Annotated in this window: 14 protein-coding genes; 7 read left to right on the top strand and 7 right to left on the bottom strand. The window is 66.1% G+C overall.

Features of this window, described 5'->3' with window-relative positions; translation table 11 throughout:
* Positions 1-28: 28 nt before the first annotated feature.
* Positions 29-1,774 carry an arginine--tRNA ligase gene (argS, locus tag JF290_RS16820; protein ID WP_199026059.1) on the bottom strand — a complete coding sequence of 582 codons (1,746 nt, stop codon included), beginning with the start codon at positions 1,772-1,774 and terminating at the stop codon, positions 29-31.
* A 93-nt stretch (positions 1,775-1,867) separates the two neighbouring features.
* Positions 1,868-3,064, bottom strand: a complete 1,197-nt coding sequence (locus JF290_RS16815) for a deoxyguanosinetriphosphate triphosphohydrolase (RefSeq protein ID WP_199026058.1) — start codon at positions 3,062-3,064, stop codon at positions 1,868-1,870.
* A 78-nt stretch (positions 3,065-3,142) separates the two neighbouring features.
* Between JF290_RS16815 and JF290_RS16810 the strand changes: the two genes are divergently transcribed.
* Positions 3,143-3,466, top strand: a complete 324-nt coding sequence (locus JF290_RS16810; RefSeq protein ID WP_199026057.1) for a HesB/IscA family protein — start codon at positions 3,143-3,145, stop codon at positions 3,464-3,466.
* 100 nt (positions 3,467-3,566) lie between these two features.
* Here JF290_RS16810 and JF290_RS16805 read toward each other — a convergent pair whose 3' ends face one another.
* Together JF290_RS16805 and JF290_RS16800 are read right to left on the bottom strand one after the other, a co-directional pair.
* Positions 3,567-4,520 carry a DMT family transporter gene (locus JF290_RS16805; RefSeq protein WP_328701285.1) on the bottom strand — a complete coding sequence of 318 codons (954 nt, stop codon included), beginning with the start codon at positions 4,518-4,520 and terminating at the stop codon, positions 3,567-3,569.
* Positions 4,517-5,593 carry a DUF6902 family protein gene (locus JF290_RS16800; protein ID WP_199026056.1) on the bottom strand — a complete coding sequence of 359 codons (1,077 nt, stop codon included), beginning with the start codon at positions 5,591-5,593 and terminating at the stop codon, positions 4,517-4,519. Before JF290_RS16800 ends, JF290_RS16805 begins: the two co-directional genes overlap by 4 nt.
* A 301-nt stretch (positions 5,594-5,894) precedes the next feature.
* Between JF290_RS16800 and JF290_RS16795 the strand changes: the two genes are divergently transcribed.
* Both JF290_RS16795 and xth read left to right on the top strand, forming a co-directional pair.
* Positions 5,895-6,539: a hypothetical protein gene (locus JF290_RS16795; protein ID WP_233155484.1), complete on the top strand. Its 645-nt coding sequence runs from the start codon at positions 5,895-5,897 to the stop codon at positions 6,537-6,539.
* A gap of 354 nt (positions 6,540-6,893) precedes the next feature.
* Complete coding sequence (gene xth, locus JF290_RS16790; RefSeq protein WP_199026054.1) at positions 6,894-7,673, top strand: exodeoxyribonuclease III; 780 nt, start codon at positions 6,894-6,896, stop codon at positions 7,671-7,673.
* Positions 7,674-7,745: 72 nt separating this feature from the next.
* Here xth and JF290_RS16785 read toward each other — a convergent pair whose 3' ends face one another.
* The gene (locus JF290_RS16785) at positions 7,746-8,876 is read right to left on the bottom strand and encodes an FAD-dependent monooxygenase (RefSeq protein WP_199026053.1); all 1,131 of its coding nucleotides are present in this window, start codon (positions 8,874-8,876) and stop codon (positions 7,746-7,748) included.
* Between the two features lie 103 nt (positions 8,877-8,979).
* Positions 8,980-9,402, bottom strand: coding sequence for an RNA polymerase-binding protein DksA (gene dksA / locus JF290_RS16780; RefSeq protein ID WP_199026185.1), 423 nt, complete (start codon positions 9,400-9,402; stop codon positions 8,980-8,982).
* A gap of 184 nt (positions 9,403-9,586) precedes the next feature.
* Between dksA and JF290_RS16775 the strand changes: the two genes are divergently transcribed.
* Positions 9,587-10,426, top strand: a complete 840-nt coding sequence (locus JF290_RS16775; RefSeq protein ID WP_199026052.1) for an AAA family ATPase — start codon at positions 9,587-9,589, stop codon at positions 10,424-10,426.
* A gap of 16 nt (positions 10,427-10,442) precedes the next feature.
* Here the strand turns inward: JF290_RS16775 and JF290_RS16770 are convergent, their stop codons facing one another.
* Positions 10,443-10,724 carry a hypothetical protein gene (locus JF290_RS16770; RefSeq protein WP_199026051.1) on the bottom strand — a complete coding sequence of 94 codons (282 nt, stop codon included), beginning with the start codon at positions 10,722-10,724 and terminating at the stop codon, positions 10,443-10,445.
* A gap of 164 nt (positions 10,725-10,888) precedes the next feature.
* On the opposite strand from JF290_RS16770, the gene JF290_RS16765 reads away from it, so the two are divergent.
* The 3 genes from JF290_RS16765 to JF290_RS16755 are packed head-to-tail and all read left to right on the top strand — an operon-like array spanning position 10,889 to position 12,903.
* The gene (locus JF290_RS16765) at positions 10,889-11,344 is read left to right on the top strand and encodes a GNAT family N-acetyltransferase (RefSeq protein ID WP_199026184.1); all 456 of its coding nucleotides are present in this window, start codon (positions 10,889-10,891) and stop codon (positions 11,342-11,344) included.
* Complete coding sequence (locus JF290_RS16760; protein ID WP_199026050.1) at positions 11,341-12,717, top strand: DUF2927 domain-containing protein; 1,377 nt, start codon at positions 11,341-11,343, stop codon at positions 12,715-12,717. The genes JF290_RS16765 and JF290_RS16760 overlap by 4 nt, the downstream gene beginning before the upstream one ends.
* 18 nt (positions 12,718-12,735) lie before the next feature.
* The gene (locus JF290_RS16755) at positions 12,736-12,903 is read left to right on the top strand and encodes an apolipoprotein acyltransferase (protein ID WP_199026049.1); all 168 of its coding nucleotides are present in this window, start codon (positions 12,736-12,738) and stop codon (positions 12,901-12,903) included.
* Positions 12,904-12,906: the final 3 nt, after the last annotated feature.

Genomic DNA, 12,906 nt, shown 5'->3' with positions numbered 1-12,906 from the left:
GCCTCGGTCCGGCGGTTCTGGCGGCTTGTTACCGCATCTCCTGCGCCGGTGTGACGCCGAGAATACCAAGACCTGCGGAAATAACAACGGAAACGGCACGGGCCAGCGCCATTTTCGACTGGCTCGCGGCCGCGTCGCCTTCCTGAATGAACCGCAGCCCGTGAACGTCGTTGCCCCGGTTCCAAAGCGCGTGGAAATCGCCCGCCAGTTCGTAGAGGTAGAAGGCCACGCGATGCGGCTCGTTGGTGCGCGCCGCCGTTTCCACCAGACGCGGCCATTCCGCCAGCTTCCTGGCCACGGCCAGTTCGGCCTCGTGATCGAGCCCGCCAAGATCGGCCTCGGCCAGCGTGGCGTCGTCACAGGCGATCCCGGCCTCGGCGGCGCGGCGCAGAACGCTCATCACCCGGGCGTGGGCGTACTGCACATAGAAGACGGGGTTTTCCCGCGACTGCTCCAGCACCTTGTCAAAGTCGAAATCCAGCGGCGCATCGTTCTTGCGCGTCAGCATCACGAAGCGGGTCACGTCCGGACCGACCTGGTCCACCACGTCGCGCAGGGTGACGAAGGTGCCCGCGCGCTTGGACATCTTGAATGGCTCGCCGTTCTTGAAGAGCCGCACCAGTTGGGTCAGCTTGATATCGAGCGGCACGCGACCCTCGCTGAGGGCCGACACGGCGGCCTTCATGCGTTTCACATAGCCCCCGTGGTCGGCGCCGAACACGTCGATCAGCGCATCGAACCCCCTTGAAACCTTGTCATAATGATAGGCGATGTCAGGGGCGAAATAGGTCCAGCCCCCGTCGCTCTTCATGATCGGGCGGTCCACGTCGTCACCATGCGCGGTCGAGCGGAACAGCGTCTGTTCGCGCGGCTCCCAATCCTCGGGCGTCTTGCCCTTCGGCGGCTCGAGCACGCCGCGATAGATCAGCCCCTTGGCACGCAGATCCTCGATCGCCGCCTCGATCCGACCGGTGCCATAGAGCGACTTCTCGCTGAAGAACACGTCCATCTTCACCCCGAGCGCCGCGAGATCGGTCCGGATCAGCTCCATCATCGCGTCGGTCGCGAAGCTGCGCGCCTCTTCCAGCCAGACCTCCTCGGGCTGGCCGACCCACGCATCGCCCTTGGCTTCGGCCAGCGCCTCGCCGACCGGGATCAGGTAGTCGCCCGGATAGGTGCCATCCTCGAACGCGACCTCCTGGCCCAGCGCTTCGAGATATCGCAGGTAGACCGAGCGGGCCAGGACATCGACCTGCGCGCCACCGTCGTTGATGTAGTATTCGCGCGTCACGTCGTGGCCGGCATAATCCAGCAGGCTCGCCAGAGCATCGCCGAACACCGCACCGCGCGTGTGGCCCACATGCAACGGGCCCGTCGGGTTCGCGCTGACATATTCCACGTTGACCCGCGAGCCCCGGCCCATGTCGGAGCGGCCATACGCGGTGCCCGCCTGCAGAACCGCCCCGACGACTCCCTGCCAGACCGACGGTGCGAGACGCAGGTTCAGAAAGCCCGGCCCGGCCACCTCGGCGCTGGCGATCCGTGTGTCATCCGCCAGCTTGGCCGCAAGGGCCTCGGCGATGTCGCGCGGCTTCATCTTCGCCGGCTTGGCCAGCACCATCGCCGCGTTGGTCGCCATGTCGCCATGGGCCGGGTCGCGCGGCGGCTCGACCGTCACCGCGTCCAGCGACAGGCCATCGGGCAGCGTTCCCTCGGACACGAGCGTCGCGAGCGAATCGAGGACGAGCGAGCGAATATCGGCGAACAGGTTCATGTCAGGGCATCCTTCGGGGTTTGGCGCGGTTTAGCACGCGCGCAGGGACGGTCAACTCATGTCGGCCACTATCCTTGCGCACCGCCTCGCGGCTCAGATGAAATCCGGCGGGCTGTCCACCACCGCGGGCCGGATCAGCCGGGCGTGTTCCTGCAAGGCGAAGCGGTCGGTCATGCCGGCGATGTAATCCGACACGATCCGGGCCAGCGTCGTTTCGTCGGCGGCCTCGTCCACGTCCTTGCGCCACTGTTTGGGCAACTGCTCGGGGTGCGCCATGAAATAGGGAAAGAGATCGGTCACCACGTCCGTCACCTCGGCACGCATCTTCACCACTTCCGGCGCGCGGTACATGCGCTGGAACAGGAACTCCCGGATCACCTTGAGATCGTCGAACAGCCCTTGCGAGAACTGCACCATGGGCCGTCCGGCCATCCGGATATCGGTGACGGTCGACGGGTCCAGATCGCCAAGGTTGCGCCGCGCCAGCACGATCACGTCCTCGACCAGCACGCCGAAGAAGCGCCGCAGCGCCTCGTGCCGGCGGCGATAGTAGTTCAGGCCGGGATAACGCCTGTCCACCTCGGCAAAGCAATCCAGCAGGATGGGCAGTTCGGCCAGCTCGTCGGTCGAGAACAGTTCGGCGCGCAACCCGTCATGCAGGTCATGGTGGTTATAGGCCACGTCATCCGCGATCGCGGCCACCTGCGCCTCCGCACTCGCATAGGTGTGCAGCTCGAGATCGTTCTGCCGTGCATACTCGGCCAGCGCCCAGGGCAGCGCGCCCCCGGGGGTGTCGCCGCCGGTCCCGCCCGTCACGGGACCATTGTGCTTGGCCAGCCCCTCGAGCGTCTCCCAGGTCAGGTTCAAGCCATCGAACTCCGCGTAGTGACGCTCCAGATGGGTCACGATGCGGATCGCCTGGGCGTTGTGATCGAACCCGCCATAGGGCGCCATGAGCGCCGCCAGCGCGTCCTCGCCCGTGTGTCCGAACGGCGTGTGCCCCAGGTCATGGGCCAGCGCCACCGCCTCGGTCAGTTCCGCGTTCAGCCCCAGCGCGCCGGCGATGGTGCGCGCCACCTGCGCCACCTCGATCGAATGGGTCAGGCGGGTGCGGTAATAATCGCCCTCGTGTTCGACGAAGACCTGCGTCTTGTGCTTGAGCCGCCGGAACGCGCTGGCATGGATGATCCTGTCGCGATCCCGCTGAAAGCAGGACCGGAAACTGCTTTCCTCTTCCGCCACCAGCCGCCCCCTGCTGGCCGCCGGGTCGCATGCATGTGGCGCGCGCATGGCCTGTGGTCCTTGTTCCCTGTGTTGGTGACTTCTATATTCAACATTGAACCGCAATGAAACCGCCCGGAGTCACCGATGCAACTGCCGCCCAAAGTCACGGATCGCGCCTTTGCCCGTCTCGCCGAAATCGGCGCGTCGGACCAGGGCCAGGCCCTGCGCGTCGCTGTCGAGGGCGGCGGGTGTTCCGGCTTCCAGTACGAGATCGCGCTCGACACGCCGGCCGCGGATGACCTCGTGCTCGAAGGACAGGGCCAGAAGGTCGTTGTGGATGCCGTATCGCTGCCGTTCCTCGAGAACGCGGTCATCGACTTTTCCGACGAGCTGATCGGCGCGCGGTTCGTGATCGAGAACCCCAACGCCTCTTCCTCCTGCGGCTGCGGCACATCGTTTTCGATGTAGTCTCCCGACAGGCCCGCGCCTGACCGGTCGCGGCATCTCGCAGCCAAACGGGCCCGCCTGATGGCGGGCCCGTTTGGCGATGTGCATAAAGCGTGCGCGCTCAGGGATCGGTGCGACGGATCCGCAACGAGAACGCCGCCAGCGGGCCGCGCGCCGTTTCCGGCGTGAACTGGTCCCAGACCAGGTAGAGCCCGCAGCCGATCACGATGGCCACGCCCAGGAAGGTGCCCGCGGCGGGGATCTCGCCGAAGACCAGCGCGCCAATCACCACCATCCAGACGAATTGCAGGTTCATCAGCGGCATCACCGCATAGGCGGCCAGCAGCCGCAGCGCCACGACCAGAACCCAGCGCGCCCCGAACAGCAGCGCGGCATAGGCCAGCACCCAGCCGAGGTCGGACAGCGGCATCGCCGTCCAGACGAAGGGCAGCGCGGCGCCCATGGTCACAAAGATCGCCAGGTTGGGATAGAAGACCTGCGCCAGGCTGTTGCTTTCGACCCGACCGATATAGCGCGCCATGACCATGGCGAGCGTCCCGAACACCGCGGCCGAAAAGGCAAAGCCATGCCCGATGGTAACCCCGTGCCAGCCGGTCGGGAACAGGCACAGGACACCGACGAACCCCGCGACCAGCGCCGCCCAGGCCGACGGGCGCACATGCTCTTTCAGGATCAACGCCGACATCAACCCGCCCAGAATCGGCATCAGCCCGATGAACAGGAAAACCTCGGCAAAAGGCAGATACCGGAAGGCATAGAAGAACGAGACCGCCGCCAGCACCGTCGCCGCCGACCGCACCGCCATGGCGCGCGGGCAATCGGTGCGCAGGCCGCGCCGCTGGCTGGGGTGGCGATCGGCCAGAACGCTCAGCGCGATCACGATCAGGCCCGACAGGCAGAACAGCTGCGGGGCGGCATAGCCGCCCGCGATGAACTTGGTGATGGCATCCGCCGAGGAAATCAGCGCCGTGTAGCCGACGACCAGCCCGGCCCCCAAAACGGCCGGCCGCACCGCAACCCGCGGTGGAGCGGTCAGCGCGGCCGCGGCGCTCACAGCGCCACCCCGCGCAACCCGGTCCGGGCGAAACCGGCGAAGAAGTCGGCGAACTTGTCGCTGCTCTGCTCGGCTTCGGCCAGGATGTCGTGCCCCGTCTCGCTCAGCACGCCCTGCACGTGGGGCCGCATCGCGTGCCAGTCTCCGGTTCGGGCGTCCTCCATGTGAAAGATGCATTCCGACATCTCGCGCAGCGGTCCGACGAAAGGCTCGGCCCGGTGGAAGGCCATCCGCTCCGGCGCCGCATCCTTTCGGAAGGCATCGCGCCCGGATTGCGCCATCAGCCAGTTGCAGACGAAATAGTCGTGATAGTTGTCCGCCGTGCTGGCCTGCGGCCCGGTCACGACGGCAAAGCGATGGGTCTCGCGCTCGAGCCAGCCTTCCCAGATCTGGCTGGGTGTCTCGCCCGCATAGCGCAGCGAGATGCAGATCTCGGCCAGCAGGTCGGCGTTCTGGTCGAGATAGGCCAGGATTCCGGCATATTCGAGCGAAGTGATCGCGGCCGCGGACAGGCCCGGATCGCGGCGACCGTACTCGCTCAGGTAAAAGACGATATGTGTCAGCTCATAGGCCGCCTTCTTGTTGGGCATGGCGAAGGTGTCGGAGCGATCCATGAAGCGGCGCACCCGATCCTCGAGCCCCGCGTCATGGGGCAGCGGATCGATGCCGCGCCGCGCCATCAGACGGCGGGCCTCCAGACGCTGCAGGTCCGACAGTTCCGCCTCGGCCAGCCCTTCCCGGGCGGCCCAGGAGCACAGAGCTTCGGCCTTGTTTCCCGGCAATCCCAGATCCTCGAGGTCCAGGCAGAGCGACAGCAGGAAACGGTAATATTGCGGAAAGAACCCCAGGCGCTTCTCGGCCTGGTCGTAAAACCCCTGAAGCGGCTGCAACGCGTCCTCGGCCAGCGCGGCCCCGGTGCATTCCAGGATGTTCATCAACTCGGCGTTTTCCTTCAGCCAGAAGACATCGTCGCCGAACCGGCGGTAGTTGGCAAAGCTGGCGATCAAGGCCGCTCGGCGTGCGGCGTCCGACTGGCGCTGCACCGGAAGCTTCAGTTGAATGACATTCGACATTGGGTTTTTCCCTTTCCTGCAAGGCGTCTCCCTGAACGCCCGTTGCCCAACTTCAGCGCGACGTCAGTGGCCGTTCGGCCCCAGACCCCGATCCCGATGTCGCACCCAGCTTACCAACGATCTCTTGCATGACGTAGCGTAAGCCCGGGGCATCGGCGCCCCTTCTCCGGTCACGCCCGCGGCCCGGATGCCGTGGGTCGTGACAGGAGAGTTCTCTTGCGCAGCAATTCCTGCAGCAGCGTCGCCACTGGCCGTCAGGGCTGACACGAAATGGAACAGTTCGGCTCCACTGTGTGACATCGTGCGCCCCGACAGGTCTGCGTCGATCGCCGCGGGCACCGATCAGGCGCCCTTGACCGTGGAGGACGGCGTGGAGGCCGAGCAGAACATCTGCGTGGCGTCACCGGAGATCGCGTCGGCGCTGGCGGTCGGGGTCGAGGCCGAGCAGAACATCTCCACACCCTGGCCGGTGATTGCTTCATTGCTGGCCGTCGGGGTCGATGCGGAACAGAACATCTCGACACCGTTCCCGGTGATCGCCTCGGCGCTCGCGCTCGGGGTCGAGGCCGAGCAGAACATGTGCACGCCGTCGCCGGTGATCGCATCGCCGCGGGCGGTCGGGGTCGACGCCGAACAGAACATCTCGACACCGTTTCCGGTGATCGCCTCGGCGCTCGCGCTCGGGGTCGAGGCCGAGCAGAACATGTGCACGCCGTCGCCGGTGATCACGTCGCCGCGGGCGGTCGGGGTCGATGCGGAACAGAACATGTGCGTGCCGTCGCCCGTCAGCGCATCCCCGCCCATCATCGGCTCGGACGCCGAGCAGAACATGTGCGTGCCGTCGCCGTCGAACAGGCTGGAGCTGTCGGAAACCTGTGCGGAAACAAGGAGTTCGGTGGTTTTGCGTTGTGCGGTCATATCGATTTTCCTGCTTGTTGAGGGTTGATTTGCCCCTCGACGGTTACAGCTTAATCGGGAAAAGAAAAGAAGTTTTTCAATTAGAAGTTGAGCAATTCGCCACTTATCCACATGAAGAAAAACACGCAAGTTGCTGACGCTCAATGAAAACAGGCTGACGCTCTGATCGTTAAAAAAAACTTACCTCCCACCCGGATTCGCCCCGGTTTGACCCCGTAAAAACCGCGAATCGACCGCGAATCAGTCACGCAATTCCCCAGTTCGGATCGTATCGCGACTCAGTTTGATACAAATCCCATCAGTTTTGTTGCGCTCCAGCGACCTTGCCCGCGGGATGTGGTTCGGCCATAGAACTTCCTGAGCGGCATACGGAGACACGGCCATGAAAATCGCCACGTTCAACATCAACGGCGTGAAAGCGCGCGCCAACGCCCTGCTGGATTGGCTGGATGAAGCCCAACCTGACGTGGTATTGCTGCAGGAGATCAAGTCCGTCGACGAGGCCTTCCCGCGCGAACCGTTCGAGGATCGCGGCTACAATGTCGAAACCCACGGCCAGAAATCCTTCAACGGGGTTGCAATCCTCTCCAAGCTACCACTGGAAGATGTGCACCGCGGCCTGCCCGGCGACGACGAGGACGAGCAGGCCCGCTGGATCGAGGCGACCGTGGTCGGGAAACGCGCCCTGCGGATCTGCGGCCTCTACCTGCCGAACGGAAATCCCGCGCCCGGTCCGAAGTTCGACTACAAACTGAAATGGATGGAGCGCCTTCACGCCCGCGCGCGCGACCTGCTGGCCAGCGAGGACCCCGCGCTGATGGCCGGGGACTACAACATCATTCCCCAGGCCGAGGATGCCAAGCGCCCCGACGCCTGGCGCGAGGATGCCCTGTTTCGCCCGGACAGCCGCGCGGCGTTTCAGCGGATCGTCAATCTCGGCTTCACCGATGCGTTCCGCGCCCGCACACAGGGCCCCGGGCATTATTCCTTCTGGGATTACCAGGCCGGCGCGTGGAACCGCGACGACGGCATCCGCATCGATCACATCCTGCTGACACCGCAAGCCGCCGACCTGCTGCAGGACTGCCGGATCGACCGCGAGATCCGGGGCCGCGAAAAACCCTCCGACCACGTTCCGGTCTGGGTATCGCTCGATCTCTGACCCGGTCGCCGGCCACCGGCCCCAGACGGAGAATGGATTGCGCGCGCAGCGCGCTCCGCTTGGTCAGACGGTTCAGGCCGTCACATCATGGCCATAAATCCAGTCATAGCGCGGCGCGATGCGTGACCCGCCCAGCCGCAGCGCCGCCTGGGCCGCCCAGCGGGCCGGCCCGCCCAGGTGGAAGCGCCGGGCATTGCCGGCGGCCACCGCGACCACGCGCTGTGCCCGCACCGCCCGCGCGGCGCGATACGCGTCCCGCCCGCCCCCGCCCGTCAGGCAGCGCGCGAGAACCCAGGCGTCCTCGAGCGCGAGGCACGCGCCCTGCGCCATGAACGGCAGGGTCGGATGCGCCGCATCGCCCAGCAGCACAAGCCCGCCCCGGTGCCAGCGCGTCGCGACCGGGTGCAGGTACAGCGCCCAGAGATGCGCCCGGTCCACCGCGTTCAGCATGTCGCCCACCGCGCCGCCGAAGCCGGCAAAGGCCGCGCGCAGCGCCGCCGGATCGCCTTCGTGGCGCCAGCCTTCCCGGGTCCAGTCCGCGCGCTCCTCGACCGCCACCAGGTTCATCAGCGCTCCGCCGCGCAGCGGATAGCTGACCACGTGCCGCCCGGGCGCCATGGTCAGCACCGCCGCGGCCGACGGCACCGCGCCCGTCCACGGAATCAGGGCCCGCCACGCCACCTGACGCGAGAAAACCGGCCGCGACGGCTCCTCGACACGCTGACGGGCCCGGCTCTGGCCGCCATCCGCGGCGATCACCAGCCCGGCCCGGCGCGTTTCGCCCCCGGCCAGCGTCACCGCGCACCCCGTGTCCTCGGGCGCGTAGTCGTCGACCCGCGCACCCAGGTCGAAAACCACGCCCACGGACCGCGCGCGCTCCACCAGCCGGTCCAGCAGATCGGCGCGGTGCAGATACCATGTCGGCCCCGCCGCCGGTGGCGGCACGCGCGTCACCAACCGTCCCCGCGCCGCATCGCGGATCTCGGTTCCCTCGGAACGGACCGCGCCGGCCCGCACCGCGTCGGCCACCCCCAGCGCGCGCAGGACCGCCATGCCATTGGCACTGATCTGCAGCCCGGCGCCGACTTCCTCCAGCGCCGCCGCCTGCTCCAGAACGGTGACGTCGCGGCCGCTTTGGGCCAGGGCGGTCGCAACCGCGACCCCGCCGATTCCGGCCCCGACCACCACGATCTCGGATTGCATGATTGTCTTCCCCCGGTTTCCCTTGCCTCCCGCGGCAACAAAAAAAGGGACGTCGCGGCGCCGGCCGCAACGTCCCCTGTCAACACGTCCCGAACTGTCGGGATCAGTCGTCGCGGTGGACCTTTTCGCGGCGCTCGTGGCGCTCCTGCGCCTCGAGGCTCATCGTCGCGATCGGGCGCGCGTCCAGCCGCTTCAGCGAAATCGGTTCGCCGGTCACTTCGCAATAACCGTACTCGCCCTCTTCGATGCGGCGCAGGGCGCTGTCGATCTTGGCGACCAGCTTGCGCTGGCGGTCCCGCGTGCGCAGCTCCAGCGCGCGATCGGTTTCCTCGCTCGCGCGATCGGCGACGTCGGGAATGTTGCGCGTTCCATCCTGCAAGCCTTCGATCGTGTCACGGCTTCCGGCCAGCAATTCGTGCTTCCAGTCCAGCAGTTTCCGGCGGAAATACTCCAACTGCCTGTCGTTCATAAACGGTTCATCTTCAGCCGGGCGATAGTCGTCCGGAAGAAAAACGTCCTGCTTCATCTTGGCTCCCTCGGAATGGCCATGTCTGTCCGTCACTTGCATTTCCTTAGACATATGGCTCCCCTCTGCCGCAGCGTTTATCCGAGGCTTTTCCGAATGTCACTACACAATCCTGCCCGCTTCGGGCTAAAACCCGGGCCAAGCCTCCGCCCGCTCGGGCCTAGCAGCAAAGGGTTGTAAAAGCATGAAATTTCAAGGCACCAAAGACTATGTCGCGACCGACGACCTGACCATCGCCGTGAACGCGGCGGTCACCCTCGAACGTCCGCTCCTGGTCAAGGGCGAACCCGGAACCGGCAAGACCGAACTGGCCCGCCAGGTCGCCGACGCGCTCGGTCTGTCGATGATCGAATGGAACGTCAAATCGACCACACGCGCGCAACAGGGGCTCTATGAATACGATGCCGTCAGCCGCCTGCGCGACAGCCAGCTGGGCGAAGAGCGGGTGCATGACGTCAGGAACTACATCAAGAAGGGCAAGCTCTGGCAGGCCTTCGAGGCGGATGAAAAGGTCGTGCTGCTGATCGACGAGATCGACAAGGCCGATATCGAGTTTCCCAACGACCTGCTGCAGGAACTCGACAAGATGGAATTCTACGTCTACGAGACCGGTGAAACGATCCGCGCGGCGCAACGCCCGATCGTCATCATCACCTCCAACAACGAGAAGGAACTGCCCGACGCCTTCCTGCGCCGCTGCTTCTTTCACTATATCCGCTTCCCGGACGAGGCGACGATGCGCCAAATCGTCGAGGTGCATCACCCCGGCATCAAGGAACAGCTGCTGACGACCGCGCTCACGCAATTCTACGAACTGCGCGAACAACCCGGCCTCAAGAAGAAGCCCTCCACCTCCGAGGTGCTGGACTGGCTCAAGCTGCTTCTGGCCGAGGACCTGACCGCCGAAGACCTCAAGCGCGATGGCGCCAACGCGCTGCCCAAGCTGCACGGCGCGTTGCTCAAGAACGAACAGGACGTCCACCTGTTCGAGCGTCTCGCCTTCATGGCGCGCCGTCAGCGCTAGCGGGCCGGCGCGCCGCCTATTTGCTCCACTTCTCGGTCTTGTCGTTCCACTTGAGCTCCTTGCCGGCCTTGTGGCTCGACTGGCCGCTGAAGAACTTGCCGATCTCGATCTTGTTGCGCGGCCATTTGGCCGTCGACACCAGGTAATCCATCGCGGCCTTGCTGAAGGCGATGGCCTTGTCGTGGTTATGCGCCCCCTGAACGCCCCAGAAATAGGTGTTGCCATCGATGTTCTTGGTGACCCCGTTCTTGGTCACGGTCTCGCTGTAGGAAAATTGCTGCGTGTAATAGTCCGGCATGGTTCGACCTCGTCCCTGTGTTGACCACCGCGCATCACGGCGCGGCCCGCGGCGACCATGGCACGGCCGATGTCGTGTCGTCTGTGACCCGGTTCACCTTCGCCACACCGCATCCGGCGGATTTCCGCTTGAGCGCGATGGCCCGCTCTGCCACGTTTGCGGGCATGAACGCTGCCGCATCCGTCACCGTGCGCCCCCTGCGCGCCGAAGACCGCCCCGACTGGGCGGAGCTGTGGACCGCCTATCTCGATTTCTACGAGACCTCCGTCGCGCCCGAGATCTATGACAGCACCTTCGCGCGGCTGCTGGGAGACGACCCGCGCGATTTCTCGGCCTTCGTGGCCGAACAGGACGGACGGCTTGTCGGGCTGACCCACTACCTCTTTCACCGCCACGGCTGGAAGATCGAGGATGTCTGCTACCTGCAGGACCTCTATGCCCGCCCGGAAGCGCGCGGCACAGGCGTCGGACGGCGCCTGATCGAGGCGGTCTATGCCGAAGCGGACGCCCGCGGCGCGCCGACGGTCTATTGGCTGACACAGGATTTTAACGAAACCGCGCGCAAACTCTATGACCGCATCGCCGTCAAGACCCCGTTCATCAAGTATCAGCGCCCATGATCCGTCCCGCCGCAGCCGTCGTTCTTGCCCTTCTGCTCTCCGGCTGCGCCGACACCCCGCCGCCGGAGATGACGACCCGCGCGCGCATCGCCGACTCCAGCCTGCCGCCGGTCAAGGGCTTCACCCAATCCCTGCCGACGCGCCCGATGCAATCCAACGCGAACATCGCGGCCGATTTCCTCGCCCTGCATTTCCAGCTCGAAAGCGGGCGCGCATTGCCGGTCTTCACCCGGTTCGAAACCCCGATCACCGTGCGCGTCACCGGGAAACCGCCGCCCAGCCTGACGCCCGACCTGCGCCGCCTTCTGACCCGGCTGCGGCGCGAGGCAAGGATCGACATCCGCGAAACCGACCCATCCGATGCGGCCGCCGGCGTGACGATCGAGGCGGTCAGCCGCGCCGACATCCGCCGCGCCCTGCCCCAGGCCGCCTGTTTCGTCGTGCCCAATGTCAGCAGCCTGTCCGAATTCAGACGCAAGCGGCGCAGCCCCGACACCAACTGGTCGACCCTGACGCGGCGCGAGCGGCTGGCCATCTTCCTGCCCTACGATTCCAGCCCGCAGGAAATCCGCGACTGCCTGCACGAGGAACTGGCCCAGGCGATCGGCCCGCTCAACGATCTCTACCGCCTGCCGGATTCCGTCTTCAACGACGACAACGTGCACACCGTGCTGACCGGGTTCGACATGCTGATCCTGCGCGCGACCTACGCGCCCGAACTCGCCAGCGGCATGTCCGAGTCCGAGGTCGCCACCGAGCTGCCCGCCATCCTGTCCCGGCTCAACCCCGGTGGCGACGGTCGGCGCGTCACACCGGTGTCGACCACCTCGCGCGATTTCATCGACGCGGTTCAGACCGCGCTCGGCCCCGGCGCCACCACGCCAGCCCGTCGCAATGCCGCGATGTCCGCGGCCGCCACCGCGCAGCGGTTGGGCTGGCAGGACCACCGCCGCGCCTTCGCCTACTACATGCTCGGCCGGATGACCCAACTGCAGGACCCGGCGCTCGCCCAGCAATACTATGCCAGCGCCCTGCGCTATCTCGAGGGCACGCCCGGCACCGACCTGCACCGCGCCTATATCGCCACCCAGACCGCGGCCTACGCCATCGCGCGCGGCGACGGCGCGGCGGCCCTGCGCCAGATCGACCCGTCGCTCGACGTGGCCGCCCGCTCCGAGAACGCGGCGCTTCTGGCGACGCTGATGCTGCTGCAGGCCGAGGCGCTCGATCTGACCGGTCAACCCGAAGCCGCCCGCGCGGTCAGGCTGGACAGTCTGGGATGGGCGCGCTACGGGTTTGGTTCCGATTGGGCGGTGCGCGCCAAGATGCGCGAGATCGCGGCGCTCAATCCGAGGGGCGAACGCAAGAGCTAGTCAGGCGGGCAGGCAAACATGATCGTGATCGCAGGCGCAGTGGCCGGGGCAGCATTCGGCGCCATGACGGCGAAGAAGCGTGGCGGAAACCGCGCGGACATCGCGCAGTACGCAGTTGCCTCTGCGATGGCCTTCGCGGTGGTGGGCATGCTGCTGACCGTCATAATCGACCGCGTGGCAGGCTGAACG

Source organism: Sedimentitalea arenosa, assembly GCF_016428585.1.
GTDB classification, from domain to species: Bacteria; Pseudomonadota; Alphaproteobacteria; order Rhodobacterales; family Rhodobacteraceae; genus Sedimentitalea; species Sedimentitalea arenosa.
This window is presented reverse-complemented; position numbering and strand designations above follow the sequence as displayed.

Bases quoted from the DNA above. Each gene is read 5' to 3' on its own strand.
- argS (WP_199026059.1), bottom strand. From the start codon at position 1,774: ATGAACCTGTTCGCCGATATTCGCTCGCTCGTCCTCGATTCGCTCGCG.
- JF290_RS16815 (WP_199026058.1), bottom strand. From the start codon at position 3,064: ATGCGCGCGCCACATGCATGCGACCCGGCGGCCAGCAGGGGGCGGCTG.
- JF290_RS16810 (WP_199026057.1), top strand. From the start codon at position 3,143: ATGCAACTGCCGCCCAAAGTCACGGATCGCGCCTTTGCCCGTCTCGCC.
- JF290_RS16800 (WP_199026056.1), bottom strand. From the start codon at position 5,593: ATGTCGAATGTCATTCAACTGAAGCTTCCGGTGCAGCGCCAGTCGGAC.
- xth (WP_199026054.1), top strand. From the start codon at position 6,894: ATGAAAATCGCCACGTTCAACATCAACGGCGTGAAAGCGCGCGCCAAC.
- JF290_RS16785 (WP_199026053.1), bottom strand. From the start codon at position 8,876: ATGCAATCCGAGATCGTGGTGGTCGGGGCCGGAATCGGCGGGGTCGCG.
- dksA (WP_199026185.1), bottom strand. From the start codon at position 9,402: ATGAAGCAGGACGTTTTTCTTCCGGACGACTATCGCCCGGCTGAAGAT.
- JF290_RS16775 (WP_199026052.1), top strand. From the start codon at position 9,587: ATGAAATTTCAAGGCACCAAAGACTATGTCGCGACCGACGACCTGACC.
- JF290_RS16770 (WP_199026051.1), bottom strand. From the start codon at position 10,724: ATGCCGGACTATTACACGCAGCAATTTTCCTACAGCGAGACCGTGACC.
- JF290_RS16765 (WP_199026184.1), top strand. From the start codon at position 10,889: ATGAACGCTGCCGCATCCGTCACCGTGCGCCCCCTGCGCGCCGAAGAC.
- JF290_RS16760 (WP_199026050.1), top strand. From the start codon at position 11,341: ATGATCCGTCCCGCCGCAGCCGTCGTTCTTGCCCTTCTGCTCTCCGGC.
- JF290_RS16755 (WP_199026049.1), top strand. From the start codon at position 12,736: ATGATCGTGATCGCAGGCGCAGTGGCCGGGGCAGCATTCGGCGCCATG.